The following is a 26,580-nucleotide window of genomic DNA, read 5'->3' on the forward strand; positions in this document are numbered from 1 at the left end:
GCTTATCAGTGTGGTCATGCGGTTTTCAATGGCGTTGACCACATTGTCGTTCGCGACGGTATCGATATGTACCGTGTTTTTCGCGAAATTGTCGACATGCACGCTGTGGGTGTCGGTGGCAATCGCCAGATTGCCCACCGCATCGTGAGAGGTGACCGTTACCTTCACGTCCATATAACCATCGACTTTTGCAACGTTGTTGGCAAAATCGGCAGCGTTTACCGCAATACGATAGCCCAGCGTGCTATTGCCGAGATCGATGATCTGACCGTTGTACTGGTGGCCATTGATCTCTACCAGCACCGGGTCGCCCGCTTTCGCGTCTTCCCCGCTGACGGTTCCGGAAATCACCTGGTTACGCATATACAGCTCAGCACGATTCAGGGTGTTATCTGTCGTGACATCATCAATCGTGAGGGCGTTATGTGCCTGGGTGTCCAGTACCACGGTACGGTGCGCCAGTGCGGTCACTTCGTTACCCACCGCATCGTGGCTGACCAGCGTCACCTGTACATCGTTAGCCCCCTCTTTGAGAGTTGCGGAAGGCACAACGATTTCATAGCGTAGCTGGCCATGATCGTCGAAAACCGTGCCGTGAAACGCTTTGCCCTGAATGGTCAACGTAACCGGATCACCCGCTTTCGCATCACCGCTGGCAATGCCAGAAATAATGGTCGGCATACGAGACTCATTAGCGTTGACGACATCATCATTCGCCACCGTTTCAATGGTCACGGCATTTTGCGCATACAGGTCGTTATTGACGTGATGATCCGTGGAAACAATGGTGGTGTTTCCTGCGTCGTCAGTAGAAATTAATGTGGCGTGAATGTTCGGGTCATGCAGTAACCCCTGGGTCAGTACCGGGATGGTATAAGTCAGAGTCCCATTTCCGGGGTCGGTAACAACACCGGTATATTCTTTACCATCAACCAATAAAGTAACGATATCGCCGGGTTTAGTATCGCCGCCGACCGACCCGTGGATCAGGGTTTGCGGCTGACGTGACTCTTCGTAGTTAATGAGGTTATCCGGCGTGACGTTATCAACGGTAATGTCGATGTGTGGTCCGGTAATATCAATCAGCGCATGATCAAAACTTTCTGCCGTCCGTCCCGTCACATCGGTGGCTATTGCCACCACTGTTACATTTCCCGGGACCAGTCCCCCCAGATCGGTATCAATATTCCAGTGCCCGTTGCTCACCGGAACAGTAACGGTGAATGTGTTTTTTTGGCTATCGGTGAAGGTGAGTGTGATGTGATTTTGATTACTGGTGCCGCTTAAATGGGTCTGATGGAATTCGCTTTTGTTAATGAAACCGTCGTTGCCGGCAAACTCGGTAATTTGTACCTCAGGCGGGAAAACACTCGCGGAACCTGCGGTAACTCCCCCTATCGGCAGATTGATATCCCAGTTCGGGCTTCCCAGACCTTTAGTGTTAAAACCTGCTGTCGGATCAACCACCTGCCCGGTCAATTCAAGCTGAACCAGAGTGTGCCCCCCGCCGCCACCTTCTAATGTTACCGGTGCTTCATTACCCGCCGCGGTGGCTTCCAGCACCTGCGTCGGGTCAGCGCCATCGGCAATGGCCTTTTGTGCGGCGGCAATATCCTGAGCACTACTTTCCGGATGATGGCTAACCTGTAGCCCGTGCTCACCCCAATGGCTATTACGGCCTATATCCAGCGTTTTTCCGTCTGGTAAAGAGATACTTACCGCGCCGCTGGCACCGGTCACAATTTCTTCACCGCTATATACCCTGTCGCCTTCATGAACCAGTCGTTGTGCACCATTGGCATCAACTACGTAAACCTGTCCAATAATTGCTTTGATCACACCGAGTAATTTGCTCACCGTAACCTCACTTAATTACCATCATTATTTTTATAAACTCGTTAATACATTAACGAACAAATATCACATTCAATTAATGTAAACATTAATATCTCAATGTAGAAAAAAACACATTTTATAGAATGCAATTACATGAGACTTGACTGGCAAATGAATATAATAAAAAATAACCAAAAATAAAACACGATGTGACAAAACATGTCGCTGAATAGCTGATTACAGCCATCAATTAAGACAATTCATATTTGTTAATTAATATAACGTGTTTGTAAAAATGGATGATAGCGACGACACCTGGATGTCATAACCGTGAGATATAGGGCATTCATGTCATGAAGAAGTTTTTAGTTTTTCTGCTTTCATGTTTTTCAATAAATGCAGTAAACGCAGAAGACTTACAAAATACCGTTAAAGATGCATTAGCGAATCATCCTGAAGTTAATGCTGCAATAAATAGCCGTTATTCCTCGGAGCAAGATCTGCGGGCGGCACAAGGTGGCTATTTGCCATCACTGAATTTAAATGCCGAGGCCGGGCGCAAAAATGTTGATGATGCAACTACCCGCGCTGCAGGGCGCAATAACGGTCTGACTCAATCACCTAACGAGGCGACTATCAGCCTCGAGCAGAATGTGTTTAACGGCTTTGCGACCAACAGCGAAGTGGCGCGCCAAAAAGCGACCGTAGACTCACGCGCTTACAGCGTGATGAACACCAGCGAAAGCACCGCTTATGCGGTGATTCAGGCCTATTTCGACGTGCTGCAACGCGAAGAATTTGTGCGCCTTGCTGAAGACGATCTGGCGAACCACGAGCGCATTTATGACCAGATAAAACTGCGTACCGATCAGGGCGTTGGGCGCTCCGGGGATTTTATGCAGGCCGAAGCGCGTCTGGCGCAGGCGCGAAACAACCTGCTGACCGAGCAGACTAACCTTGAAGATGCGAAAACCACCTTTGTCAGCGTGACGGGCATGGATCCGCAGGGCTTAAGCCAGCCAGAGAGCATTGACTCTCAGTTGCCAACCTCGCTGGAAGATGCCAAAAGTCGGATGGAAAAAAATAATCCATTACTGAAGTCTGCCAATGCGGATATCGAAGCTGCGCACCAGCAGTATGAAGCGTCGAAATCAACCTTCTATCCACGTGTGGACGTTGAGCTTTCCCGCGGGATTAGCAACAACACCGATACCACTCGCGCACACACCGAAGAGTGGGAAGCGATGGTAAAACTGCACTACAACCTGTACCAGGGCGGCAGCGACAAAGCCAACATGAACTCCCGCGCTTATCTGCACAAGCAGGCTCAGGATGTACGTAATAACACACTGCGCCAGCTGAATCAGGAGCTGCGCCTGGCCTGGACCGCACTGCAAAACGCACGCGCTCAGATTCCTTCGGCGGAAGAATACGCTGACCGCAGCGTCAAAGTACGCACGGCTTATCAGGATCAATTTAGTCTTGGCGAGCGTACGCTGCTGGATTTACTCGATAGTGAAAATGAAGTGTTCTCCTCTAAACGCCGTCTTGTTGAATTACGTTATCTGGCCATGACCAGTGGCTACCGTATTAGCGAACGCACCGGGGAATTAATGAACATTCTAAAAATCACACCGCCACCTTCAGGACAACCGGTAGATTCAGCAGAAGAAAATAGCTTACCGGAACTTCATTAATAATTATTAATCCCCAATAAATCTCTGACCTGCACGCTTATTATTAGCTTGCTATTATTTAATAGTGCACGGTCAGAATGGTTGCGAAAATGAGTGCACAAGCCGAATTATTAAATGACGTCCCTGAGAATTACGCTAACCCTAATTCTCAACATCACGACCCACGTAGCCATAATGACGACCCGTTATTAGATAGCTTACTGATTCTGTGTTCTCTGCACGGTAAACCGGCGAGTCGTTCAACATTAAGCAGTGGCCTGCCATTAGAAAACGATCGGCTCACGCTAAATATATTTCCACGCGCGGCGGCAAGGGCCGGTTTAAAGGCGCGAGTCGTCACGCGCACGCTCGATAAAATTCCGGCAATGTCTCTGCCTGCTGTCTTGTTATTGAATGCAGGGGGAACCGGGGTGTTGTTGGCCTGGAACGATGACGGCAGCGCCCGCTTTATGCCCAGCGAAAGCGAAGGTGGGGAAATTAGCGTTGATGCCGCCACGCTTGAGCAAAACTATGCGGGCAAAGTCATTTTTGCGCATCCGCGCCACGAATTCGATTTGCAGGCAGAGGCCTTTCTGCCGCGTACCAAATCCTGGTTTAAAGACACGCTGAAGCTGTCGCGTTTTCTGTATATGGATGCGGTATTGGCCAGTCTGTTAATCAACCTGATTGCGCTCGGCACACCGCTCTTTACCATGAATGTGTATGACCGCGTCGTGCCAAACCAGGCAACGGTCACACTATGGGTGCTGGCAGTCGGCATCTGCCTGGCTTTTGTCTTTGATCTGATTTTAAAAATGCTGCGCGGCATCTGCCTTGATATTGCAGGTAAGAAAAGCGATCTCATCATCTCTTCAACCCTGTTTGAGCGCATTGTCGGTATGGAGATGAAAGAGCGCCCGGCGCGCGTGGGCAGCTTTGCACAAAACATTCACGAGTTTCAGTCACTGCGTGATTTCCTCTCATCCCTCACTTTGACGACAATTATCGATTTGCCCTTCACCCTGTTACTGCTGATTGTTATTGGCATTATCGGCGGCGCGCTGGCATGGATCCCGGTACTGACATTACCGATTGCCCTATTGTGCAGTTGGGCACTACAAAAGCCGGTCAACGCTGCTGTGGCAAAAACCATGAGCCTCGCCAGCGAACGTCAGGCGCTACTGATTGAAACCCTGAGCAGTCTGGATGCCATCAAAGTGAATAATGCCCAAAGCGAACGCCAGTTCCAGTGGGAACAAACGCTGGGCAGCCTGAGCCGTCTCGAACTGCGGGTGAAAACCTTGTCCAGCCTGGCCAGCAACCTTACCGGCTGGTTCCAGCAAATTTCAGGCGTGGTGATGATCATCGTCGGGGTGTACATGATTATCGACGGCAAACTGAGTATGGGTGGCTTGATCGCCTGCTACATGCTTAACGGCCGGGCACTCATGCCGCTGGGTCAGCTCACTGGCCTTATCGCCCGCTATCAGCAGGCGAAACTGACCATCAAAAACACTGAGAAAATGATGTCGCTGACGCAGGAGCGCCGTGCGGATGAAAACCCACTCAAGCGTGAACAGTTACAGGGCAGTATTGAATTTCGCGATGTGGATTTCAGCTATCCGGAGCAACAAAACCTGTCGCTGCACAAAATTAACCTGACCATTCAGCCCGGTGAGCGCATCGGCATTATCGGGCGCAGCGGTTCCGGTAAAAGTTCGTTGAGTAAACTAATCGTCAATTTATACCAGCCGAGCGCCGGGAACCTGCTGATCGATGGTATCGACTCTCGTCAACTGGATGTGAACGATCTGCGCCACAGCATCGGCTACGTGCCACAGGACATCCAGCTATTCAACGGCACGCTGCGCGATAACCTGCTGTGCGGAGCGCGCTATGTCGATGACGAAACCATGCTGCGAGCGGCAGAACTGGCTGGCGTCAACGAATTCGCACGCCTGCATCCCGACGGCTATAACCTGCAGGTAGGCGAACGCGGCTCCCAGCTTTCCGGTGGGCAACGGCAGGCGGTGGCGCTCGCGCGCGCACTGTTGCTTGATCCCCCTCTCCTGCTACTGGATGAACCCACCAGTTCGATGGACAACACCAGCGAAGAGAAGATCAAACACGCGCTGGCCCCCTGCATTGCGGGAAAAACGTTATTACTGGTCACGCACCGCGCTTCCATGCTGTCGCTGGTTGACCGTCTGATTATTGTTGATAAAGGTCGCATCATCGCAGACGGTCCGAAAGGGGTAGTGATGGATGCGTTGAAAAAGGGGCAAATTAATGCGTCTCGCTGATCTCCTGACTCGTGCCCGCAGCTATATGCAGCACTATTTTCGCGGTCGTGATGAAAATCAAACCGACAGTATTAATGAGGTCAGTCAGGCCATAATTGATGACGCCCCAAGAGTGATACGACTGACGTTGTGGGTGATCCTCGCGCTGGTGGCGCTGTCCTTCATCTGGGCTGGTTTTGCAAAAATTGATGAAGTGACACGCGGTGAAGGCAAAGCGATCCCTTCATCAAAACTGCAAAAAATCCAGAACCTGGAAGGGGGAATTGTCACCGAGCTGTACGTGCATGAAGGGCAAATCGTTAACGCCGGAACTCCACTACTGCACCTAGATGACACGCGCTTCGCCTCCAACGTGGGTGAAACTGAAGCCGACAAACTCGGTCTGCGCGCCAAGGTAGAACGCCTGACGGCGGAAGTTGAAAACCGGGACTTTGTGATTTCACCCGAGATAGCCAGCCAGGCGCCGGAAGTCGCCCGGGGAGAAACCGAGCTGTACAACAGCCGCCGGGAACAATTTCACAACGAAATTTCCGGGCTCGAAGAACAGCTGGTGCAGAAAAAACAGGAACTGCGCGACTTTGAGTCAAAGGAGGATCAGTTTAAGCACAGCCTCGGGTTAATCCGTCAGGAAATCAAAATGTCCGAGCCGCTGCTCGCTTCAGGCGCCATTTCAAAAGTCGAACTGTTGCGACTGCGTCGTACCGAAGTGGAAACCGCCGGGCAGCTCAATTCTATTAGCCTGTCGCTGCCCAAGGCTACGTCAGAAATTAAAGAGATTGAGAATAAAATCGGTGAAAGCCGTGGCCGTTTCCAGAGCGATGCGCTGGCCCAACTCAATGAAGCTCGCACCAATCTGAGTAAAACCCAAGCAAGCGTTAAAGCACTGGAGGATCGGGTGAACCGTACCATGGTCACCTCACCGGTGCGGGGTATCGTCCAGCAGGTGATGGTGAATACTATCGGCGGCGTCATTCAACCGGGCAGCGATCTGGTGGAAATCGTTCCGCTGGATGACAAACTGTTAATCGAAGCCAAAATCCAGCCGCGCGATATCGCCTTCCTCCATCCGGGTCAACATGCGATGGTGAAATTTACCGCTTACGATTACACCATCTATGGCGGTCTGCAAGGCGAAGTAGTGCAGATAAGCCCGGACACCGTTACCGATAAGCAGGGGCGAAGCTTTTATATTGTGCGTTTGCAGACGGATAAAAATTACCTGGGAACAAAAGAGCATCCGATGCTGATCATTCCCGGCATGGTGGCGAGCGTCGATATTCTCACCGGCAAGAAAACGATTCTGAGCTACCTGTTAAAACCGATTATTCGCGCACGCGCGGAAGCACTCAGAGAACGTTGATCGGTTGCGCTCCCTTACATTTTGCCGGGGAGCGCATGAATTTATAACGGCGTGCAAAAAGAGAGCTTTCCACGATTCAGGGTGATTTTCCCGTCATTAACCAGCTCCTGTAACACCTTATGGATGGCACTACGTGAAATATGGTTACGGGTCAAAATAAAAGTATACACGGATGTTTTCTCGCGAACCTCTGGCTCCATCGACCAGATATATTTTACGTGTTCAATAATCTGCTCACGAATAGTACGGTGCGACTGCAACGCTTCACGCTGAAAATAACGTTGAAGATGATGCGTTAAGATATCAAACGCCTGCTTCCATAAGTTTTTGGTCGTAAACAGGTGATCGGCATTTTGTACGCTCATCGCCCACATTTCACAATCGGTATCACAACGCAAATAGTGGCCAGCCACTTCCGTACGCATTTGTGGCAGGCCGAGAATAGCAGGTGCAGAAATACTCACGGTGACTAAATCGTTTTCCACACGATAAACAGAGACAGTCCCTTTCTCCAGAAATAAGATTTGTCCATCGGTCTTCAAATCAATACGCTGACGTTTTTTACGTAACGACAGCCAGGCATTATCCGACTTCTTCATTTCATCGCCAACGAGCACTACAGCATTTTCAATTTCTTTCTGGAACATGGGACTCTCTACCGCAAATTATGGCTTAGTCAAAAAGATGGTTAAATTTACTCGGCACTAAAAATAAATGTCAGCTCGCAAACAAGCTGACATTTATTCCCATCTACATCTACCACCGGCATTCCCTGGTGCCATTGACGCGTTAAGGTTCATGCTGTTTTCGCGTGGTGGTGTCAGGCAGTATATGGCGCTGTCCATAAAGAATTAATGGCAATCATCTTTGTCGACATTTTTTCATCTTTCTGTTCTTTGCAGAGTAGCCAAAAAGATGCAATCAATTGATTTTAATGGGTTTTATTTTCATTAAAAAGTTATCATTCTTGTTATATCATGATACCAAATTGCAACACTTCGCGGTTCTCGCTGTGGAATCAGGTCCATGCTGGTGGTCTTTATAGGCTCAGTGGTATCATGACTAAACAACCACCAGACGCATCATCAAGAGTAGAGACAATATGTCTGAGACTGGCAATGTCAGTTATCTGATTGAAAATAAAATAATATTTACCCCAGCCACACAATGTCTGGCGCGGGTAGATCACCCCAATCAGCGGATAAAACTCAAACACTCAGCGTCGTTATGTCTTTTATTACTTATTCAACATCGCGGGCAAGTGGTTTCTCAAAACGAATTACTGGAATTCGGTTGGGGTAAAAATCACCGGCAGGTGAGTTTCAACGCCTTTTATCAAAGCATTCTCTCGTTGCGTAAAAGCTTACTGCAGCTGGAGCTTGAACAACCGCTGATCACAACGATCCCCCGCAAAGGGCTGATCATTCAAGAAGAGTTTGATATTCAGGTCATTGAAACACCGGAGGAGAACTCTGCTTCTGCTGAAGAATCCTTAGCGCCAGATGCCACCATTGAGGAATTTTTGGCTGACACACCGCGTCAACCTTTGATAACGGCTGCAGAAACAGTAATATTGGCACTTACCCTGATAATTTGTGTGCTTATATTATATCCGTGGCAAGCCAGCGATGATTATTTCTCCGGCTATATAACTGCGGATAAAGCACCCACTGGCTGTCAGTATTATTTCAATAACGATGCCAGTAATTTCTCCCGGCATACCGCGTTTATCGACAAAAACCCAGGACTGTGTCAGAGCCATAAATTTATCTATATCACGACCTATCCTGAGTCTAAGAAACTGTCCGTGCTGGTGTGTCGCTCACCGATAAAAGCCAGGCAAGAAAATGCCTGTCAGTCGGTATATTACCCACGGTATGATAGCTAATGAACTTATATCCCCGAACGTCCCGCATCCAGACAGGTATTATCCTGCTGCTTTGTTTTGCTGCGCTTATTCTTACTGTCGTCTATCGGTACAGTAAGAACAATGGCGAGTTACATGATCTCACCTGCCGCTCTGCCATCGAAATTGTACGCAATACAAGCTCGTTCCGAGGGATTATTGATATTAAAACCGGGGGCAGTAAAGGTATTGTGAATATTGATGGTATTATCAAAGATGCCGAAAATAATGAGCAAACCGTGCAACGCATGGTACTTTTTACACAATCCAGCTACGGCTCAAGCCCGGTTTGGATTTCACAGAAAATCCAAATTTCCAATCGCGAAACGGCTCCCGCCAGCCTTATTCAGGAACTCCTCCCCGATTTTTTCCTGACCAACACCAGCGTATCCAACGTCGATTTTTTTGCGCTGAACAGCGAGACATACCTGATTACCAAAGAGGGGATCCCCTATCTGTACTGCCAGAATTATGCTTTGCCGGAAAATGAATAATCAATAAGCGTTCTGACGGCAAAACCTACGGATGAATCTCAGTCGTTGTCGGTGATAAGATAGACCATTCAGGTCGAGCCAACGCTCGTCGTTACTGCCTATCAGGCGGCTTTCGAATGACAAATTTGTGGGTTTATGTGAGTTTCCAGGGGCTCACGTGAGACTGCCCAGGTCCCCAAAAAGATTAAAAAAAGAGCAAAAGCGATATGAAAGAGTCACTTGATACGGACTTCACGAACCACACCCCAATGATGCAGCAGTATCTCAAGCTGAAAGCCCAGCACCCGGAGATACTGTTGTTTTACCGCATGGGCGACTTTTACGAACTGTTTTATGACGATGCGAAACGTGCGTCTCAGCTGCTTGATATCTCCCTGACCAAACGCGGCGCGTCTGCGGGCGAGCCAATCCCGATGGCGGGCATTCCTCACCATGCGGTAGAAAACTATCTCGCCAAGCTGGTCAACCAGGGTGAATCAGTCGCTATTTGTGAACAGATTGGCGATCCGGCGACCAGCAAAGGTCCGGTCGAGCGCAAAGTAGTCCGTATCGTCACGCCAGGCACCATCAGTGATGAAGCGCTATTACAGGAACGCCAGGACAACCTGCTGGCCGCTATCTGGCAGGACAGTAAAGGTTATGGTTACGCAACGCTGGATATCAGCTCCGGGCGTTTTCGTGTTAGCGAACCCGCCGACCGCGAGACCATGGCCGCAGAATTGCAGCGCACCAATCCCGCTGAACTGTTGTATGCCGAAGATTTCGCTGAAACCTCACTGATTGAGGGACGTCGCGGATTACGTCGTCGTCCACTATGGGAATTTGAAATCGATACCGCTCGCCAGCAGCTAAACCTGCAGTTTGGCACGCGGGATCTGATTGGCTTTGGCGTAGAAAACGCCCCGCGTGGATTATGCGCGGCTGGCTGCCTGCTGCAATACGTAAAAGATACCCAGCGGACCTCGCTGCCGCATATTCGTTCCATCACCATGGAACGTCAGCAGGACAGCATCATTATGGATGCCGCCACGCGCCGCAATCTGGAAATTACCCAGAACCTGGCGGGCGGCGTTGAAAACACGCTGGCTTCAGTACTCGACTGCACCGTGACGCCGATGGGCAGCCGTATGCTCAAGCGCTGGCTGCATATGCCGGTCCGTGACACCAGAGTCCTCACTGAGCGCCAACAGACCATCGGCGCGCTACAGGATTCCACCGGTGAATTGCAACCCGTGCTGCGTCAGGTCGGCGATCTTGAACGTATCCTTGCACGTCTGGCCCTGCGTACCGCGCGCCCGCGCGATCTGGCCCGTATGCGTCATGCATTCCAGCAATTACCGGAACTGCGCGCACAACTGGAAAGCGTAGACAGTGCTCCCGTACAGATGCTGCGCGAGAAAATGGGTGAGTTTGCTGAGCTGCGTGAACTGCTGGAACGTGCCGTAGTGGAAGCTCCACCTGTGCTGGTTCGCGACGGTGGCGTCATCGCCCCGGGCTATAACGAAGAACTGGACGAGTGGCGAGCGCTGGCTGATGGCGCAACTGACTATCTGGACAGACTGGAAATCCGTGAGCGCGAGCGCACCGGTCTGGATACGCTGAAAGTTGGGTTTAACGCCGTTCACGGCTACTACATTCAGATCAGTCGCGGGCAAAGTCATCTGGCGCCGATTAACTATGTGCGTCGCCAGACGCTGAAAAACGCCGAACGCTACATTATTCCGGAGCTGAAAGAGTACGAAGACAAAGTTCTGACATCAAAAGGTAAAGCGCTGGCGCTGGAAAAACAGCTGTACGATGAGCTGTTCGATATGCTGCTGCCGCACCTGGCTGATTTGCAACAAAGCGCCAGCGCGCTGGCAGAACTGGACGTACTGGTCAACCTTGCGGAACGCGCTTATACCCTGAATTACACCTGCCCGACCTTCACCGACAAGCCTGGTATTCGTATTACCGAGGGACGTCATCCGGTGGTTGAACAGGTGCTGACCGAGCCGTTTATCGCCAACCCACTTAACCTCTCGCCTCAGCGACGGATGCTGATTATCACCGGCCCGAACATGGGGGGTAAAAGTACCTATATGCGCCAGACTGCGTTAATTACGCTGCTGGCCTACATCGGCAGCTACGTTCCGGCGCAGAAAGTGGAGATCGGGCCTATCGACCGCATCTTTACCCGCGTGGGCGCGGCGGATGATCTGGCCTCCGGTCGTTCCACCTTCATGGTAGAAATGACCGAAACCGCCAACATTCTGCATAACGCCACCGAGAACAGCCTGGTGCTGATGGATGAGATTGGACGCGGCACCTCCACCTACGACGGCCTGTCGCTGGCGTGGGCGTGCGCGGAAAATCTGGCCAATAAAATCAAAGCATTAACGTTGTTTGCCACCCACTACTTCGAACTGACTCAGTTACCGGAGAAAATGGAAGGCGTAGCAAATGTGCATCTTGATGCGTTAGAGCACGGCGATACCATCGCCTTCATGCACAGCGTACAGGATGGTGCGGCGAGCAAGAGCTATGGTCTGGCAGTAGCTGCCCTGGCAGGTGTACCAAAAGAGGTTATTAAACGCGCGCGGCAAAAACTGCGCGAACTGGAAAGCATCGCGCCGAATGTTGCTGCAACTCAGGTCGACGGCACACAGATGTCGCTCCTGTCAGCTCCGGAAGAAACGTCGCCCGCCGTTGAAGCACTGGAAAATCTCGACCCGGATTCGCTAACGCCTCGCCAGGCGCTGGAGTGGATCTACCGGTTGAAGAGTCTGGTGTAACGCCGTAATGCCTGATAGTGATACGCTTATCGGGCCTTCAAAATATCGCTATATGTAGGCCGGGTAAGGCAAAGCCGCACCCGGCGAGTTGTATTAGCGCTTATCTTCTGCCAGCAGCGGTGGAATACTCGGCACCATCGGTGCGTCATCAATATCCTTCTGCGTCATGCGAAACGCTTGCGGGTAGTGCTCGCGGCTGGTACGGCGTAGCGGCTCAGTATCACGCCAGGTGTATAGACAATGCTGGCACTGATATACCGTCCAGACACCTTTTACCGGCGAGTTTGCCATCACTTCAATATGTTCATCGGCACAACGTGGACAAATCATCTGCTACTCCTTATTTACGGTTGGCCAGCATGGCGGTCAGTTTTTCCGCCCAGGCTTTCGTTTCCGGTAAATCGCATACCGGCTGGCTGTAGTGCCCACGGTTATCCGGCGCAACCGGCGTGGTCGCATCAATAATTAACTTGTCGGTAATCCCCGCCGGACTGGAACCCGGATCAAGCTCCAGCACCGACATATTCGGCAATTGCACCAGATCGCCCGCCGGATTGACCTTCGAAGACAGCGCCCACATCACCTGCGGCAGGTTGAACGGATCAACATCCTCATCAACCATAATCACCATTTTCACGTAACCCAGGCCATGCGGCGTCGTCATTGCGCGCAGCCCCACCGCGCGGGCAAAGCCACCGTAGCGTTTTTTGGTGGAGATAATTGCCAGCAAACCGTGGGTATACATGGCATTCACCGCCTGCACTTCCGGGAATTCGGCTTTCAACTGTTGATACAACGGTACGCAGGTTGCCGGCCCCATCAGGTAGTCAATCTCCGTCCACGGCATCCCCAAATACAGCGATTCAAAAATAGGTTTGGTGCGATAAGAGACTTTATCGATACGCACGACCGTCATATTACGTCCACCGGAATAGTGCCCGGTAAACTCGCCAAACGGCCCTTCGATTTCACGCTTACGGCTTTCAATTACCCCTTCGAGGATCACTTCCGAACCCCATGGCACGTCAAAGCCGGTGAGCGGCGCGGTAGCGATCGGATACGGACTTTCACGCAGCGCTCCCGCCATTTCGTATTCCGACTGATCGTACTTCAGCGGCGTGGCCCCCATCAGGGTAATGATCGGATCGTTACCCAGCGTGATGGCAATCGGCAGATCTTCACCGCGCTCTTCGGCTTTATGCAGGTGCAGCGCGATATCGTGCATCGGCACCGGCTGCAGGCCAAGCTTGCGTTTACCCTTCACTTCCATACGATAAATGCCGACGTTCTGTTTGCCAAAGTTGTCCGGATCCAGCGGATCGCGCGACACCACGCAGGCTTTATCAAGATAGAAACCGCCGTCGCCATCGTTCAGGCGAAACAGCGGCAGAATATCAAACAGGTTGATCTCATCACCATCAACACAGTTTTCAGCCCACGCCGGATTGGCGCGACGCTCCGGCGTAACCGGAAATTTATCCCAACGGCGAATAAACTCATCAATCTGTTTTTTCACTGGGGTATTTGGCGGCAGGCCTAAAGAGATGGCGTGATTCTGCCACGAACCAATAGTGTTCATCGCCACACGGGCGTCGGTAAAACCACGAATATTGTCAAACCACAGCGCTGGCGCACCGTCACCAATGCGTCCGGTCGCATTGGCTGCCGCAGCCAGATCCGGCTCGGCGTTAACTTCTTCACTGATTTTCAGCAATTGTCCCTGGTCGTCCAGCGCTTGTAAAAAGCTGCGCAAATCATCAAATGCCATTATTCATTCTCCTGTGAAAAATTCTGCGCCTGCCGTAACCCCTGCCAGCGACGGGCGTTGGGGTGTTCCAGACCAAACTGATCGAGCACACGCGCAACGATATGCTGAGTGATGTCATCGAGCGTTTGCGGGTGGTTGTAATACGCGGGCATGGGCGGGACCATCGCCACGCCCATGCGGGAAAGCGCGAGCATGTTTTCCAGATGAATAGTGCTAAGCGGCATTTCACGCGGAACCAGAACCAGCTTGCGCCCTTCTTTCAGCACCACATCAGCAGCGCGCCCCACCAGCCCTTCCGCGTAGCCTGCACGAATACCGGCCAGGGTTTTCATACTGCAGGGGATAATGATCATGCCGTCAGTACGAAACGATCCAGAGGAGATGGTTGCCGACTGGTCCGCCGGGTTGTGGCAATAATCGGCCAACGCAGACACATCACGGACGCTGTACGGCGTTTCCAGTTCAATAGTGGTTTTGGCCCACTTTGACAGCACCAGATGGGTTTCCACCTCGGGCATTTCCCGCAGCGCCTGCAATAGCGACACACCAAGGGGCGCACCGGTTGCCCCGGTCATTCCGACAATCAGTCTCATTTAATCTCTCGATTTTTGTTCGTGTACGAACATTTTGATTAAAATACTCTCACATAACATTTCGGGCAAGGTCATCGAGCACAGATCGCTAAAGCCGCAATTGTTAAAAAAAGATGCGTAACCCGCTATGATAGAGACTGACAGGAATTCCGGAGCGCTCATGCCGTTACGAAATAAAGCATTTCACCTTTTACGTCAGCTCTTCCAGCAGCATACGTCCCGCTGGCAACATGAATTACCGGATCTGACCAAACCACAGTATGCGGTGATGCGCGCCATTGCTGAACGTCCCGGCATTGAGCAGGTTGACCTGACCGAAGCAGCAGTCTGTACCAAAGCAACCCTTGCGGAAATGCTGAGCCGAATGGAAAAACGGGAGCTGGTCAGGCGTGAACATGACCCGGCAGATAAGCGTCGACGGTTTGTTTATTTGACCGCGCAAGGAGAAGCATTACTGGCCAGCGCAACTCCGTTAGGCGATAGCGTGGATGATGAGTTTCTGGGCAGACTTAGCGAAGAAGAACGCGAGCAGTTCACACGTCTGGTGCGTAAGATGATGAACTAATCTGCCGGATGGCGACATAAATGTCTTATCCGGCCTACAAAGTCCTGCTCCCCGTAGGCCTGATAAACGCAGTGCCATCAGGCAACAAACATAGAAAAAGGCCAGTCCCAATGAGACTGGCCTTTCTTGATAGAACTTGTGCTTACTCGCGGAAAAGCGCTTCGATATTCAGTCCCTGAGTCTGCAGGATTTCACGCAGACGACGCAGACCTTCAACCTGAATCTGGCGAACACGTTCACGGGTGAGACCAATTTCACGGCCCACATCTTCCAGTGTCGCAGCTTCATACCCCAGCAGACCAAAACGACGTGCCAGCACTTCACGCTGTTTGGCGTTCAGTTCGAACAGCCATTTGACGATGCTCTGTTTCATATCATCGTCTTGCGTGGTGTCTTCCGGGCCGTTTTCCTTTTCATCGGCCAGAATATCCAGCAACGCTTTTTCGGAATCGCCACCCAGCGGGGTGTCTACCGAGGTAATACGCTCGTTGAGTCGGAGCATACGGCTGACGTCATCAACCGGTTTATCCAGTTGTTCAGCAATCTCTTCTGCGCTCGGTTCGTGGTCCAGTTTATGCGACAACTCACGCGCGGTACGCAGATAGACGTTCAGCTCTTTTACAATGTGGATCGGCAGTCGGATCGTACGGGTTTGGTTCATAATCGCCCGTTCAATCGTCTGGCGGATCCACCAGGTTGCGTATGTTGAGAAGCGGAACCCGCGTTCCGGGTCAAACTTCTCGACGGCACGGATCAGTCCCAAATTGCCCTCTTCAATCAGGTCCAGCAATGCCAGACCACGATTGCCATAACGACGAGCAATTTTCACCACCAGACGCAGGTTACTTTCAATCATGCGACGGCGAGAAGCGACATCCCCACGCAGTGCGCGACGCGCAAAATAAACTTCTTCTTCGGCTGTTAACAGTGGTGAATAACCAATCTCACCAAGGTAAAGCTGAGTCGCGTCCAACACACGCTGTGTGGCCCCCTGCGATAACAGCTCTTCTTCAGCCAGGTCGTTATCACTGGGTTCCTCTTCACTCAAGGCTTTTTCATCAAAAGCCTCTACTCCGTTCTCATCAAATTCCGCATCTTCATTTAAATCATGAACTTTCAGCGTATTCTGACTCATAAAGGTGGCTCCTACCCGTGATCCCTAACGGAACTAGCACGTGAAAGCCTGGTTCCGCCGAATTATCGCTGCGGTAAATAGCGCAGCGGGTTTACGGATTTCCCCTTGTAACGAATTTCAAAATGCAAGCGTGTTGAACTGGTTCCGGTGCTACCCATGGTAGCTATTTTCTGCCCCGCCTTGATTTCTTGTTGTTCCCGGACCAGCATTGTATCGTTATGGGCGTAGGCACTCAGGTAATCATCGTTATGTTTGATGATAATAAGATTACCGTAACCGCGCAGTGCGTTACCGGCATATACGACGCGTCCATCTGCGGTCGCGACAATAGCCTGTCCTTTACTGCCTGCAATATCGATCCCTTTATTGCCACCTTCAGTAGCCGCGAAGTTTTCGATTACTTTGCCGTCAGTCGGCCAGCGCCAGGTAGAGATTGGCGAGCTGGTTGACGTTGAGCTTGCAGTTGATTCGGTTGCGCTAACTGCTGGAGCCGTTACAGGCGCTGTGACAACGGTCCCAGCAGGCTTGTTGTTCGGCAACATTTTATTAGCACTTTGTTCACCTGAATCCTCAGAATACGTAATTGTTGGTTTCGAAGCAACAGCAACGGTGGAATTTTGTGCAGGGTTGGTCACAACTCCTTGCTGTGCTGCATCCGCCTGGGTGATGGCATTCCCACCAGTAATCGGTGTACCCGACGCGTTGCCCACTTGCAGAGTTTGACCGACATTCAGGCCATACGGGGCCGGAACGTTATTGCGTTGTGCGAGATCACGGAAATCGTTCCCGGTAATCCAGGCGATATAGAAAAGGGTATCGCCTTTCTTAACAGTATAGGTACTGCCGCCCGTATAGCTACCTTTCGGAATGTTCCCATACTTACGGTTGTACACAATACGACCGTTTTCCATCTGCACAGGCTGTTCCGCAACAGGCTGGATCTGTGTTGACTGTGTGGTCGGACGCTGCACCGGCTGGATCTGTGGCGTTTGCTGTACTGTCGACGTCGAGCCCATTTTTGGTGGAGGCGTAATCAGCATGCCGGAATTGGTGTTCGTTGATGCACCGCCATCAACGGAACTGACCGGTGCAGGTGGATTCGAGGTATTTGAACAACCTGCCAGCCATAATGAAACCAGTGACAATGCCGCAATGCGGCGGACGGTAAATTTGTGGCTTCCCGCGCTCATTTATCCCCCAGGAAAATTTGGTTAAAACCAGTGACGTAATCACCGTGCAAGGCATCGGACTGGGCACTGGAAACGTGACCACGATACGCTTACTAATTCCAGAATATCCAGGAAAACTCCAGGTATTCAGAGCCTGTATCTACGCAAGCTCCCCTTTTACTAAGGGAACGAAACGTACGGCCTCCACGGTATCGATAATAAATTCGCCTCCCCGACGACGCACCCGTTTCAGAAACTGATGCTCGTCGCCCACGGGTAAGACGAGAATACCGCCTTCATCCAACTGCATCATCAATGCGGTTGGGATCTCAGGCGGCGCTGCCGTAACAATGATAGCGTCAAACGGGGCTCGCGCTTGCCAGCCCTGCCATCCATCACCATGACGGGTAGAAACATTATGTAAATCAAGCTGTTTAAGTCGACGACGCGCCTGCCACTGCAAACCTTTAATGCGCTCAACAGAGCACACATGATGCACCAGGTGCGCCAGAATCGCCGTTTGGTAGCCAGAGCCGGTACCAATTTCCAGCACCCGGGACTGCGGCGTTAACTCAAGCAGCTCGGTCATCCGCGCAACCATATAGGGTTGCGAAATCGTCTGCCCCTGACCAATCGGCAGGGCAATATTATCCCAGGCCTTATGTTCAAACGCCTCATCAATGAATTTTTCACGCGGCACGGCGGCAAGTGCATCGAGAACAAGCTCATCTCTGATGCCCTGCGCACGTAATTGTTCAAGAAGAGTGTGTACGCGTCTGCTTACCATTGCGTGTCGGCTCCCACGCTGTCTAACCAGTCAGAAACAACTTCATGCGCGCCGTAGGCGGTTAAATCGACATGCAGCGGCGTAATGGAAACATAGCCTTCATCGACGGCGGCAAAATCTGTATCCGGTCCGGCGTCGCACTTTTCGCCCGGCGGCCCGATCCAGTACAGCGTATTACCGCGCGGGTCCTGCTGTGGGATCACCTGATCCGCAGGATGGCGGCTACCACAGCGGGTGACGCGGATACCTTTAATCTGATCCAGCGGTAAATCCGGCACGTTGATATTCAAAATTCGCCCGGTGCGCAGCGGTTCGCGACTCAGCGCCCGTAAGATACGGCAAGTTACTGCGGCAGCAGTATCGTAGTGTTTATGCCCATCAAGTGAGACCGCCAGCGCAGGAAAGCCCAGGTGACGACCTTCCATCGCCGCCGCAACGGTACCGGAATAGATAACATCATCGCCCAGATTAGGACCTGCGTTAATACCAGACACGACAATGTCCGGACGCGGACGCATTAATGCGTTCACGCCCAGATAGACGCAATCGGTAGGTGTACCCATTTGTACGGCGATATCACCGTTATCATAGGTGAACGTGCGAAGTGAGGATTCCAGCGTCAGCGAGTTAGACGCGCCACTGCGGTTACGATCCGGGGCAACCACCTGTACGTCAGCAAACTCACGCAGCGCTTTCGCCAGCGTTTGTATACCGGGTGCGTGGACCCCATCATCGTTACTCAGCAATATACGCATAATCACCCATTGTGTTAATAAGTTCCCTTACAACACTGGTGGCGAAGCTACCTGCCGGTAGCCAGAAACGTAACTCAACGGTTACGTCATCCCACCAGTTCCAGCTTAATTGTTGTGGATACAGCAACATAGCACGACGCGATGCGTCTACTTTCTCGCGCAACAACAGCGACTGCAGCGCGGTTTCATCAGCAATAGCGGCTTCTTCAAACGCCAGCGCGTCGCGCTGAGTTCCCCACTCACCGCTGCCCGGTAATGCTGCTGTAATCATCAATTCTTTATCATCGACGCGACGCTGTAATTCGGTTTGTTCTTCCTGCGTGGCGACAAACCAACTTCCGCGTCCCGACAATTGTAGCGCATCGCCGTCAACAACTTGATTAAAGTCTGTTTTTTTCAAGCGTTCACTGACTATCTGATTAAACAACGCACTACGGGCCGCCGACAACCAAAAACTGCGCTTATTGCGATCGCGCACCGGCGTATCGCTTTGCGCCCAACGCAGCGCCCCTTGCAGGTTGCTGCCGCCAATACCAAAACGCTGAGCACCAAAATAGTTCGGTACGCCGCGCTCGCTAATCGTCTGCAAACGCGCTTCAACGTCATTTCGCTGGCTCACTTCACGCAGCACCAGCGTAAATTCGTTACCTTTCAGCGCCCCTAAACGCAGCTTACGCTTGTGGCGCGCGTACTCCAGCACTTTACAGCCTTCGAGTTCAAATTTGCTTAAATCAGGCATTGCATTGCCCGGCACGCGCGCGCACAGCCACTGTTCCGTGACTGCATGCTTGTCTTTCTGGCCAGCAAAGCTCACTTCACGGGCGTGAATTTTCAGGAACTTCGCCAGCGCGTCAGCCACAAAACGGGTATTACAGCCGTTTTTCAGGATACGCACCAAAATGTGCTCACCTTCGCCATCCGGTTCGAAGCCTAAATCTTCGACGACGACAAAGTCTTCCGGATTCGCTTTCAGAACGCCATGGCCTTGTGGTTTGCCGTGGATATACGTCAGATCTTCAAACGCAGTCATTTTGTTGCCTTAATGAGTAACGCCACCGCTTCACAGGCAATCCCTTCCCCACGCCCGGTAAAACCGAGTTTTTCCGTGGTGGTCGCTTTCACGTTAACATCATCCATATGGCAGCCGAGATCTTCGGCAATAAACACGCGCATCTGCGGAATGTGCGGCAGCATCTTCGGCGCCTGAGCAATAATCGTCACATCCACATTACCAAGCGTATAGCCTTTAGCCTGAATACGCCGCCAGGCTTCACGTAATAATTCACGGCTATCTGCACCTTTAAAGGCCGGGTCGGTGTCCGGGAAGAGTTTACCGATATCCCCCAGCGCAGCCGCGCCCAGCAGTGCATCGGTTAACGCGTGTAACGCCACGTCGCCATCAGAATGCGCCAGCAATCCTTTTTCATACGGGATGCGCACACCACCAATGATAATTGGGCCAACTCCGCCAAAAGCGTGTACGTCGAAACCGTGTCCAATTCGCATTATGCCTTCTCCTGATATACACAACATCTCCAGGCAGCCTGAAGAATGATGTGTCTAGATAGTTCGGGTCAGATAAAATTCCGCCAGCGCCAGGTCTTCCGGGCGGGTGACTTTGATGTTGTCAGCGCGTCCTTCGACCAGCAGCGGATGAAAACCGCAATATTCAAGCGCCGAGGCTTCGTCCGTAATGGTTGCGCCTTCGTTTAGCGCACGGGTCAGACAGTCATGCAACAGCTCGCGAGGGAAAAACTGCGGCGTCAACGCATGCCATAAATCGGTGCGATCGACCGTATGGGCGATGTCTGTTCGGCCCGGCTCCGCGCGTTTCATCGTGTCGCGCACCGGCGCGGCAAGGATCCCGCCGATGCGGCTGGTTTCACTTATTGCCAGCAAACGAGATAAATCTTCCTGATGCAGACACGGACGCGCGGCATCATGCACCAGAACCCAACTGGCCTCACCTGCGGCTTGCAAACCAGCAAGGACAGAATCGGCACGCTCGTTGCCACCATCCACCACGGTAATTTGCGGGTGCGCTGCGAGTGGAAGTTGGGCAAAGCGACTGTCGCCTGGGCTAATAGCGATGACGACTCGCGTCACCCGGGGATGAGCCAGCAGCGCATCAACCGAGTGTTCGAGAATGGTTTTATTGCCAATAGAGAGGTACTGCTTAGGACACTCTGTTTGCATTCGGCGGCCAAACCCGGCAGCCGGCACCACGGCGCAAACGTCCATTAAAGTGGCTGCCATGTTAAATCCCTGGACGGTTTATCGATTGTTTTGCCCTGCAGTCTGAGCGCGTTTAGACGCGTCAGGCACCAGACGATAAAAGGTTTCGCCTGGCTTAGTCATACTGAGTTCGTTACGCGCGCGCTCTTCGATAGCCTCTTGCCCGCCATTGAGATCGTCAATTTCGGCAAAAAGCTGATCGTTACGCGCTTTCAGTTTCGCGTTTGTAGCTTGCTGCGCCGCAACATCATCGTTGACGCGACTATAGTCATGTATGCCGTTCTTACCGAACCACAGCGAATACTGTAGCCAGACTAATAAAGCCAGCAACAGCAACGTAAGTTTACCCATCCTGCCCCCTGAAAAACGGCATCAACATCCCATAAACTCCGCTGACAACTTTACATCAACGGACGGGAATGCCGCGACAACGCGGGCAAATGTACCACATTTGCCCGTTGTTACGTATACCCCATGTAAGGAGAACATAATCTCATTGTTGGTTACGGTTTGAATTATGGCCAGACAGTGAACAACAGCGGCGATCGCGTGAAAGGACGTATGCCTAACCCAGTAGCCACAGGAACAGTGCGCCAAACATTGCGCCAACCACCAGCAGGGTACAGGCAATACTCAGCAGCAATCTCCCCTTCAATAGCGAATGCAGGGCAATACCCGCGACAATCGCCACGGGCAACAACGCGAGGAAAAAGGGCCAGGTATAGAGGAAGAAAAACAGTGTGTTAGGGCCATACATCAGACACGGGAATCCCAGCGCCAGCAACCACGCGACAAAACCGACCACGGCACCTGGGAGTGACCAGGTAGTTTCGTCGTCGGCAGCGAAGGTATCTGACTCTGTAATAGTAATGTTATGGCTGTTACGCATATCTAATCCTGTGACCGTGACTGACCGGGCATGCAAGCTCGGGTGTCTCAGGATCTGATAATATCTTCCTGCCTCAGCAGGTCTAATAATTGAGGAACCAAATTTGTTACCAATTGTTCACCATCAAGATGAATCTCTGGCGATTCAGGCGCTTCGTAAACCGAGTCAATTCCGGTGAAATTGCGCAACTCCCCCGCTCGCGCTTTTTTATACAGCCCTTTTGGATCGCGAGCTTCGCACGTTGCTAATGGCGTATCGACAAAAACCTCAATAAAACGCCCTTGGCCCACGCGCTCGCGAACCATTTTTCGCTCGGCGCGATGTGGAGAGATAAACGCAGTCAACACCACCAGGCCGGCGTCTACCATCAGGTTAGCCACTTCACCAACCCGACGAATATTCTCCTTGCGATCGGCATCGCTAAACCCAAGATCGCTGCACAGACCGTGACGCACGTTATCGCCATCCAGCAGATAGGTGCTCACCCCTAGCTTATGCAGCGCTTCTTCCAGCGCCCCTGCTACCGTGGATTTACCGGAACCTGACAGCCCGGTAAACCACAGCACAACACCACGATGACCGTGGCGTTGTTCCCGCTGTTGCGGTGTAACAGGATGGGTATGCCAGACGACGTTTTCGTCATGCAGCGCCATTATTTTCCTCCCAGCAGATCGCGCGCACCCCAGTGTGGGAAGTGGCGACGCACCAGTGCATTAAGCTCCAGCTCAAACGCGCTGAACTGAGAAGCTGTGGCAAGTTCCTGGACGATTGGCTCACGCACCAGTCCCGCGCCAACGGTAACGTTAGTCAGGCGGTCAATGATAATCAGCCCGCCCGTAACCGGATTCTGCTGATAGGTATCCAGCACCAGCGGCTCATCAAAAGTCAGATTAACCAGACCGATGCCGTTCAGCGGCAGCGCTTCAACGTCACGTTGGGTCAGGTTGTTTATATCGACCTGATACTGCACGCTATCAACGCGTGCGCGGGTCTTCTTGCCTGCGACTTTTATGTCGTAGCTCTGCCCGAGCGACAACGGTTGTTCCGCCATCCACACCACATCAACTGCAGCGCTTTGTACTGTCGGCAGCGTTTCACCGGCATCAAGCAGCAGGTCGCCCCGGCTGATATCGATCTCATCTTTCAGCACCAGGGTGATCGCTTCACCCGCATGCGCTTCCTGTAAATCGCCATCAAAGGTTACGATTCGCGCCACGCTCGACTCCACGCCGGACGGCAACACTTTGACGCGCTGTCCAACCTTCACGCTACCGGAGGCCAGCGTTCCGGCATAACCACGGAAATCCAGATTCGGTCGGTTCACATACTGCACCGGGAAGCGCATCGGCTGAGTATCAACAATGCGCTGGATCTCAACGGTTTCCAGCACTTCCAGCAGCGTCGGACCGCTGTACCACGGCATACTGGCGCTTTGCGAAGCCACGTTGTCACCTTCCAGCGCAGAGAGCGGCACAAACCGGATATCCAGGTTGCCCGGCAGTTGTTCAGCAAAAGTAAGATAGTCTTCGCGAATGCGGTTAAATGTCTCTTCGCTAAAGTCCACCAGATCCATTTTGTTGATCGCCACTACCAGGTGTTTGATCCCAAGCAGCGTGGAGATAAAGCTATGACGACGAGTCTGATCCAGCACGCCTTTACGCGCATCGATCAATAGGATCGCCAGGTCGCAGGTCGACGCGCCGGTCGCCATGTTACGGGTGTACTGCTCATGCCCGGGAGTGTCCGCAATAATAAATTTACGCTTCTCGGTAGAGAAATAACGATACGCCACGTCGATGGTGATGCCCTGCTCGCGCTCGGCCTGCAAGCCGTCAACCAATAACGCCAGATCAAGCTTTTCGCCCTGAGTGCCGTGACGTTTACTGTCATTGTGCAGCGATGAAAGCTGGTCTTCATAAATCTGACGCGTGTCGTGCAGCAGGCGGCCAATCAGGGTACTTTTCCCATCATCCACGCTACCGCAGGTTAAAAAGCGCAGCAGACTTTTGTGTTGCTGGGCAACCATCCAGGCTTCAACGCCGCCTTCATTAGCAATTTGTTGTGCAAGTGTCGTATTCATGGCGGCTCCTTAGAAATACCCCTGACGTTTCTTCAGCTCCATGGAGCCCGCCTGGTCGCGGTCAATCACGCGGCCCTGACGTTCACTGGTGGTTGAAACCAGCATCTCTTCGATGATTTCCGGTAGCGTCTGCGCATTCGACTCCACCGCGCCTGTCAGCGGCCAGCAACCGAGCGTACGGAAACGCACCATGCGTTTTTTAATCACTTCACCAGGTTGCAGATCGATTCTGTCGTCATCAATCATCATCAGCATGCCGTCGCGTTCCAGCACCGGACGCTCCGCCGCCAGATACAGCGGCACGATGTCGATATTTTCCAGCCAGATGTACTGCCAGATATCCTGTTCAGTCCAGTTAGAAAGCGGGAAGACGCGAATGCTTTCGCCTTTGTTAATCTGCCCGTTGTAGTTGTGCCACAGCTCCGGGCGCTGATTTTTAGGATCCCAGCGATGAAAACGATCGCGGAAAGAGTAAATACGCTCTTTGGCACGCGATTTCTCTTCGTCACGACGAGCACCGCCAAACGCGGCATCGAAACCGTATTTATTCAGTGCCTGCTTCAGCCCTTCAGTTTTCATAATGTCGGTATGCTTGGCGCTACCGTGGACAAACGGGTTGATGCCCATCGCCACCCCTTCCGGGTTTTTATGCACCAGCAGTTCGCAGCCGTAGGCTTTCGCCGTGCGGTCACGAAACTCGTACATTTCGTTGAATTTCCAGCCGGTATCAACGTGCAGCAATGGGAACGGCAGCGTGCCCGGATAAAACGCTTTACGCGCCAGATGCAGCATTACGCTGGAATCTTTGCCGATGGAATACATCATCACCGGATTAGAAAACTCGGCGGCCACCTCACGAATGATATGGATGCTTTCCGCTTCCAGTTGCCGCAGGTGGGTAAGTCGTTTTTGATCCATAACCGTTCCTATGTAATGCCGTTATTTTGCTAACGATGCTCAGATAACCTGACTATAGGGAGGGCAAGGGGGCGAATGAAATTACGAATTGGAATGAGTAGTTCCTCAAAGGAATAACGATCCGGAAAAGCAAATATCAAAAAGTGCTTAAGCTACCGGAATTCGGGCATTTAGGAGCAAATGAAATTGTTTTACCTCGATCACGGTTTCATACTAGCGGCTGAAAATTTCTGCTTGGTATTTAAGGACTCATCATGTTTCTCGCATTGCGCCACCTTCTTGCAGCCATGGCGCTCGGCGCGTGCTTCATCCTTCCCGCACAGGCAACATCTTCGAAGCCCGGAGATATCGCAAATACCCAGGCTCGATATATCGCAACGTTTTTCCCAGGCCGCGTGACGGGATCTCCAGCAGAAATGTTGTCTGCTGATTATATACGTCAACAATTTCAGCAGATGGGTTATAGCAGCGATATTCGGACGTTTAATAGCCGTTATGTTTATACCGCCAAAGATAACCGTAAAAACTGGCATAACGTAACGGGAAGCACCGTTATTGCTGCACATGAAGGCAAAGCGCCGCAGCAGATTATTATTATGGCGCACCTCGACACCTACGCCGCACAAAGCGACGCCGACTCCGATGCCAATCTGGGTGGATTAACCCTGCAAGGTATCGATGACAACGCCGCAGGTGTTGGCGTAATGCTGGAACTGGCGGAAAAACTCAAGAACGTGCCGACGCAGTACGGTATTCGCTTTATCGCCACCAGCGGCGAGGAAGAAGGCAAACTGGGCGCGGAGAACATCCTGAAGCGAATGAGCGCCGCCGAGAAGAAAAACACGCTGCTGGTTATCAACCTCGATAACCTGATCGTCGGCGATAAGCTCTATTTCAATAGCGGTAAGAAAACCCCGGAAGCGGTGCGAAAACTGACGCGCGACCGGGCACTGGCTATCGCGCGCAGCCGCGGTATCGTTGCCAGCACCAATCCAGGTCTGAACAAAGACTATCCGAAAGGCACTGGATGTTGTAACGATGCAGAGGTCTTCGACAACGCGGGGATTGCCGTTCTTTCAGTTGAAGCGACCAACTGGAACCTGGGCAAGAAAGATGGCTATCAGCAGCGCGCCAAAAGCGCCTCTTTCCCGGCAGGCAACAGCTGGCACGACGTGCGACTGGATAACCAACAGCATATCGATAAAGCGTTACCGGGCCGGATAGAGCACCGTAGCCGCGACGTGGTACGCATTATGCTGCCGCTGGTAAAGGAACTGGCAAAAGCGGGTAAATCCTGAAGATGTGGTCCGGTAGGATGTAAATCTTACCGGACCACT

General features: G+C 52.1%; 25 protein-coding genes. 8 read left to right on the plus strand and 17 right to left on the minus strand.

The annotated features are described in order from the left end of the window. Positions 1-1,857, minus strand: a 1,857-nt coding sequence (locus tag OGX90_RS18615) for a retention module-containing protein (protein ID WP_286624485.1), incomplete at its 3' end; no start/stop codon positions are given. Positions 1,858-2,189: 332 nt separating this feature from the next. On the opposite strand from OGX90_RS18615, the gene OGX90_RS18620 reads away from it, so the two are divergent. The 3 genes from OGX90_RS18620 (at position 2,190) to OGX90_RS18630 (ending at position 7,175) form a co-directional block, all read left to right on the plus strand. After that, the gene (locus OGX90_RS18620) at positions 2,190-3,533 is read left to right on the plus strand and encodes a TolC family outer membrane protein (RefSeq protein ID WP_048215663.1); all 1,344 of its coding nucleotides are present in this window, start codon (positions 2,190-2,192) and stop codon (positions 3,531-3,533) included. 89 nt (positions 3,534-3,622) lie between these two features. Further along, positions 3,623-5,815, plus strand: a complete 2,193-nt coding sequence (locus OGX90_RS18625) for a type I secretion system permease/ATPase (RefSeq protein ID WP_286624487.1) — start codon at positions 3,623-3,625, stop codon at positions 5,813-5,815. Then, positions 5,802-7,175 (plus strand): HlyD family type I secretion periplasmic adaptor subunit, encoded by a 1,374-nt coding sequence (locus OGX90_RS18630; protein WP_008785663.1) that lies wholly within the window; start codon positions 5,802-5,804, stop codon positions 7,173-7,175. Before OGX90_RS18625 ends, OGX90_RS18630 begins: the two co-directional genes overlap by 14 nt. A gap of 41 nt (positions 7,176-7,216) precedes the next feature. On the opposite strand, the gene OGX90_RS18635 is transcribed toward OGX90_RS18630, so the two are convergent. Further along, positions 7,217-7,822, minus strand: a complete 606-nt coding sequence (locus OGX90_RS18635) for a helix-turn-helix domain-containing protein (protein ID WP_008785664.1) — start codon at positions 7,820-7,822, stop codon at positions 7,217-7,219. Positions 7,823-8,277: 455 nt separating this feature from the next. On the opposite strand from OGX90_RS18635, the gene OGX90_RS18640 reads away from it, so the two are divergent. From OGX90_RS18640 to mutS, 3 genes are all read left to right on the plus strand, one after another. Next, positions 8,278-9,063: a winged helix-turn-helix domain-containing protein gene (locus OGX90_RS18640; protein ID WP_286624489.1), complete on the plus strand. Its 786-nt coding sequence runs from the start codon at positions 8,278-8,280 to the stop codon at positions 9,061-9,063. Next, positions 9,063-9,575 carry a YqeJ family protein gene (locus tag OGX90_RS18645; protein ID WP_286624490.1) on the plus strand — a complete coding sequence of 171 codons (513 nt, stop codon included), beginning with the start codon at positions 9,063-9,065 and terminating at the stop codon, positions 9,573-9,575. The genes OGX90_RS18640 and OGX90_RS18645 overlap by 1 nt, the downstream gene beginning before the upstream one ends. 206 nt (positions 9,576-9,781) lie before the next feature. Then, entirely contained in the window at positions 9,782-12,349 is a 2,568-nt protein-coding gene (mutS, locus tag OGX90_RS18650; RefSeq protein WP_286624492.1) for a DNA mismatch repair protein MutS, read from the plus strand. Between the two features lie 93 nt (positions 12,350-12,442). On the opposite strand, the gene OGX90_RS18655 is transcribed toward mutS, so the two are convergent. The 3 genes from OGX90_RS18655 to OGX90_RS18665 are packed head-to-tail and all read right to left on the minus strand — an operon-like array spanning position 12,443 to position 14,710. Next, positions 12,443-12,679, minus strand: a complete 237-nt coding sequence (locus OGX90_RS18655; RefSeq protein WP_032944812.1) for a non-oxidative hydroxyarylic acid decarboxylases subunit D — start codon at positions 12,677-12,679, stop codon at positions 12,443-12,445. A 10-nt stretch (positions 12,680-12,689) separates the two neighbouring features. Further along, positions 12,690-14,117 (minus strand): non-oxidative hydroxyarylic acid decarboxylases subunit C, encoded by a 1,428-nt coding sequence (locus OGX90_RS18660; protein WP_003825816.1) that lies wholly within the window; start codon positions 14,115-14,117, stop codon positions 12,690-12,692. After that, positions 14,117-14,710 carry a non-oxidative hydroxyarylic acid decarboxylases subunit B gene (locus tag OGX90_RS18665; protein WP_218658974.1) on the minus strand — a complete coding sequence of 198 codons (594 nt, stop codon included), beginning with the start codon at positions 14,708-14,710 and terminating at the stop codon, positions 14,117-14,119. Before OGX90_RS18665 ends, OGX90_RS18660 begins: the two co-directional genes overlap by 1 nt. Positions 14,711-14,870: 160 nt before the next feature. Between OGX90_RS18665 and OGX90_RS18670 the strand changes: the two genes are divergently transcribed. Then, the gene (locus tag OGX90_RS18670; protein WP_032944816.1) at positions 14,871-15,275 is read left to right on the plus strand and encodes a MarR family winged helix-turn-helix transcriptional regulator; all 405 of its coding nucleotides are present in this window, start codon (positions 14,871-14,873) and stop codon (positions 15,273-15,275) included. Positions 15,276-15,417: 142 nt separating this feature from the next. Here the strand turns inward: OGX90_RS18670 and rpoS are convergent, their stop codons facing one another. The 12 genes from rpoS to cysD all read right to left on the minus strand — a co-directional run bounded on the left by rpoS (position 15,418) and on the right by cysD (position 25,243). Further along, a complete protein-coding gene (gene rpoS, locus OGX90_RS18675; RefSeq protein WP_000081498.1) occupies positions 15,418-16,410 on the minus strand; it encodes an RNA polymerase sigma factor RpoS in 993 nt (330 codons plus the stop codon). Positions 16,411-16,472: 62 nt separating this feature from the next. Next, positions 16,473-17,555, minus strand: a complete 1,083-nt coding sequence (gene nlpD / locus OGX90_RS18680; protein WP_223849051.1) for a murein hydrolase activator NlpD — start codon at positions 17,553-17,555, stop codon at positions 16,473-16,475. Positions 17,556-17,739: 184 nt separating this feature from the next. After that, complete coding sequence (locus tag OGX90_RS18685) at positions 17,740-18,366, minus strand: protein-L-isoaspartate(D-aspartate) O-methyltransferase (protein ID WP_003034172.1); 627 nt, start codon at positions 18,364-18,366, stop codon at positions 17,740-17,742. Beyond that, the gene (gene surE, locus OGX90_RS18690) at positions 18,360-19,121 is read right to left on the minus strand and encodes a 5'/3'-nucleotidase SurE (RefSeq protein WP_003825728.1); all 762 of its coding nucleotides are present in this window, start codon (positions 19,119-19,121) and stop codon (positions 18,360-18,362) included. Before surE ends, OGX90_RS18685 begins: the two co-directional genes overlap by 7 nt. Continuing rightward, positions 19,102-20,151 (minus strand): tRNA pseudouridine(13) synthase TruD, encoded by a 1,050-nt coding sequence (gene truD, locus OGX90_RS18695; RefSeq protein ID WP_103284787.1) that lies wholly within the window; start codon positions 20,149-20,151, stop codon positions 19,102-19,104. The genes surE and truD overlap by 20 nt, the downstream gene beginning before the upstream one ends. After that, positions 20,148-20,627, minus strand: coding sequence for a 2-C-methyl-D-erythritol 2,4-cyclodiphosphate synthase (gene ispF, locus OGX90_RS18700; RefSeq protein ID WP_003034167.1), 480 nt, complete (start codon positions 20,625-20,627; stop codon positions 20,148-20,150). The genes truD and ispF overlap by 4 nt, the downstream gene beginning before the upstream one ends. A gap of 54 nt (positions 20,628-20,681) precedes the next feature. Continuing rightward, positions 20,682-21,377, minus strand: coding sequence for a 2-C-methyl-D-erythritol 4-phosphate cytidylyltransferase (gene ispD / locus OGX90_RS18705; protein ID WP_003825722.1), 696 nt, complete (start codon positions 21,375-21,377; stop codon positions 20,682-20,684). A gap of 18 nt (positions 21,378-21,395) precedes the next feature. Next, positions 21,396-21,707, minus strand: a complete 312-nt coding sequence (ftsB, locus tag OGX90_RS18710; protein WP_003034163.1) for a cell division protein FtsB — start codon at positions 21,705-21,707, stop codon at positions 21,396-21,398. 214 nt (positions 21,708-21,921) lie between these two features. After that, positions 21,922-22,245: a DUF3561 family protein gene (locus tag OGX90_RS18715; RefSeq protein WP_020996298.1), complete on the minus strand. Its 324-nt coding sequence runs from the start codon at positions 22,243-22,245 to the stop codon at positions 21,922-21,924. 47 nt (positions 22,246-22,292) lie between these two features. Next, the gene (cysC, locus tag OGX90_RS18720) at positions 22,293-22,898 is read right to left on the minus strand and encodes an adenylyl-sulfate kinase (protein WP_234692750.1); all 606 of its coding nucleotides are present in this window, start codon (positions 22,896-22,898) and stop codon (positions 22,293-22,295) included. Further along, positions 22,898-24,325, minus strand: coding sequence for a sulfate adenylyltransferase subunit CysN (cysN, locus tag OGX90_RS18725; protein ID WP_234692751.1), 1,428 nt, complete (start codon positions 24,323-24,325; stop codon positions 22,898-22,900). The genes cysC and cysN overlap by 1 nt, the downstream gene beginning before the upstream one ends. A gap of 9 nt (positions 24,326-24,334) precedes the next feature. Next, positions 24,335-25,243 (minus strand): sulfate adenylyltransferase subunit CysD, encoded by a 909-nt coding sequence (gene cysD, locus OGX90_RS18730; RefSeq protein WP_234692752.1) that lies wholly within the window; start codon positions 25,241-25,243, stop codon positions 24,335-24,337. A 254-nt stretch (positions 25,244-25,497) separates the two neighbouring features. Between cysD and OGX90_RS18735 the strand changes: the two genes are divergently transcribed. Then, positions 25,498-26,541, plus strand: a complete 1,044-nt coding sequence (locus tag OGX90_RS18735; protein ID WP_234692753.1) for an aminopeptidase — start codon at positions 25,498-25,500, stop codon at positions 26,539-26,541. Positions 26,542-26,580 lie beyond the last annotated feature (39 nt).

It is taken from the genome of Citrobacter sp. Cpo012 (genome assembly GCF_030333015.1).
GTDB classification, from domain to species: domain Bacteria; phylum Pseudomonadota; class Gammaproteobacteria; order Enterobacterales; family Enterobacteriaceae; genus Citrobacter; species Citrobacter portucalensis.

What these genes read in the sequence shown, in the direction of transcription:
- OGX90_RS18620 (WP_048215663.1), top strand. Translation starts at nt 2,190, where the DNA reads ATGAAGAAGTTTTTAGTTTTTCTGCTTTCATGTTTTTCAATAAATGCA.
- OGX90_RS18625 (WP_286624487.1), top strand. Translation starts at nt 3,623, where the DNA reads ATGAGTGCACAAGCCGAATTATTAAATGACGTCCCTGAGAATTACGCT.
- OGX90_RS18630 (WP_008785663.1), top strand. Translation starts at nt 5,802, where the DNA reads ATGCGTCTCGCTGATCTCCTGACTCGTGCCCGCAGCTATATGCAGCAC.
- OGX90_RS18635 (WP_008785664.1), bottom strand. Translation starts at nt 7,822, where the DNA reads ATGTTCCAGAAAGAAATTGAAAATGCTGTAGTGCTCGTTGGCGATGAA.
- OGX90_RS18640 (WP_286624489.1), top strand. Translation starts at nt 8,278, where the DNA reads ATGTCTGAGACTGGCAATGTCAGTTATCTGATTGAAAATAAAATAATA.
- OGX90_RS18645 (WP_286624490.1), top strand. Translation starts at nt 9,063, where the DNA reads ATGAACTTATATCCCCGAACGTCCCGCATCCAGACAGGTATTATCCTG.
- mutS (WP_286624492.1), top strand. Translation starts at nt 9,782, where the DNA reads ATGAAAGAGTCACTTGATACGGACTTCACGAACCACACCCCAATGATG.
- OGX90_RS18655 (WP_032944812.1), bottom strand. Translation starts at nt 12,679, where the DNA reads ATGATTTGTCCACGTTGTGCCGATGAACATATTGAAGTGATGGCAAAC.
- OGX90_RS18660 (WP_003825816.1), bottom strand. Translation starts at nt 14,117, where the DNA reads ATGGCATTTGATGATTTGCGCAGCTTTTTACAAGCGCTGGACGACCAG.
- OGX90_RS18665 (WP_218658974.1), bottom strand. Translation starts at nt 14,710, where the DNA reads ATGAGACTGATTGTCGGAATGACCGGGGCAACCGGTGCGCCCCTTGGT.
- OGX90_RS18670 (WP_032944816.1), top strand. Translation starts at nt 14,871, where the DNA reads ATGCCGTTACGAAATAAAGCATTTCACCTTTTACGTCAGCTCTTCCAG.
- rpoS (WP_000081498.1), bottom strand. Translation starts at nt 16,410, where the DNA reads ATGAGTCAGAATACGCTGAAAGTTCATGATTTAAATGAAGATGCGGAA.
- OGX90_RS18685 (WP_003034172.1), bottom strand. Translation starts at nt 18,366, where the DNA reads ATGGTAAGCAGACGCGTACACACTCTTCTTGAACAATTACGTGCGCAG.
- surE (WP_003825728.1), bottom strand. Translation starts at nt 19,121, where the DNA reads ATGCGTATATTGCTGAGTAACGATGATGGGGTCCACGCACCCGGTATA.
- truD (WP_103284787.1), bottom strand. Translation starts at nt 20,151, where the DNA reads ATGACTGCGTTTGAAGATCTGACGTATATCCACGGCAAACCACAAGGC.
- ispF (WP_003034167.1), bottom strand. Translation starts at nt 20,627, where the DNA reads ATGCGAATTGGACACGGTTTCGACGTACACGCTTTTGGCGGAGTTGGC.
- ispD (WP_003825722.1), bottom strand. Translation starts at nt 21,377, where the DNA reads ATGGCAGCCACTTTAATGGACGTTTGCGCCGTGGTGCCGGCTGCCGGG.
- ftsB (WP_003034163.1), bottom strand. Translation starts at nt 21,707, where the DNA reads ATGGGTAAACTTACGTTGCTGTTGCTGGCTTTATTAGTCTGGCTACAG.
- OGX90_RS18715 (WP_020996298.1), bottom strand. Translation starts at nt 22,245, where the DNA reads ATGCGTAACAGCCATAACATTACTATTACAGAGTCAGATACCTTCGCT.
- cysC (WP_234692750.1), bottom strand. Translation starts at nt 22,898, where the DNA reads ATGGCGCTGCATGACGAAAACGTCGTCTGGCATACCCATCCTGTTACA.
- cysN (WP_234692751.1), bottom strand. Translation starts at nt 24,325, where the DNA reads ATGAATACGACACTTGCACAACAAATTGCTAATGAAGGCGGCGTTGAA.
- cysD (WP_234692752.1), bottom strand. Translation starts at nt 25,243, where the DNA reads ATGGATCAAAAACGACTTACCCACCTGCGGCAACTGGAAGCGGAAAGC.
- OGX90_RS18735 (WP_234692753.1), top strand. Translation starts at nt 25,498, where the DNA reads ATGTTTCTCGCATTGCGCCACCTTCTTGCAGCCATGGCGCTCGGCGCG.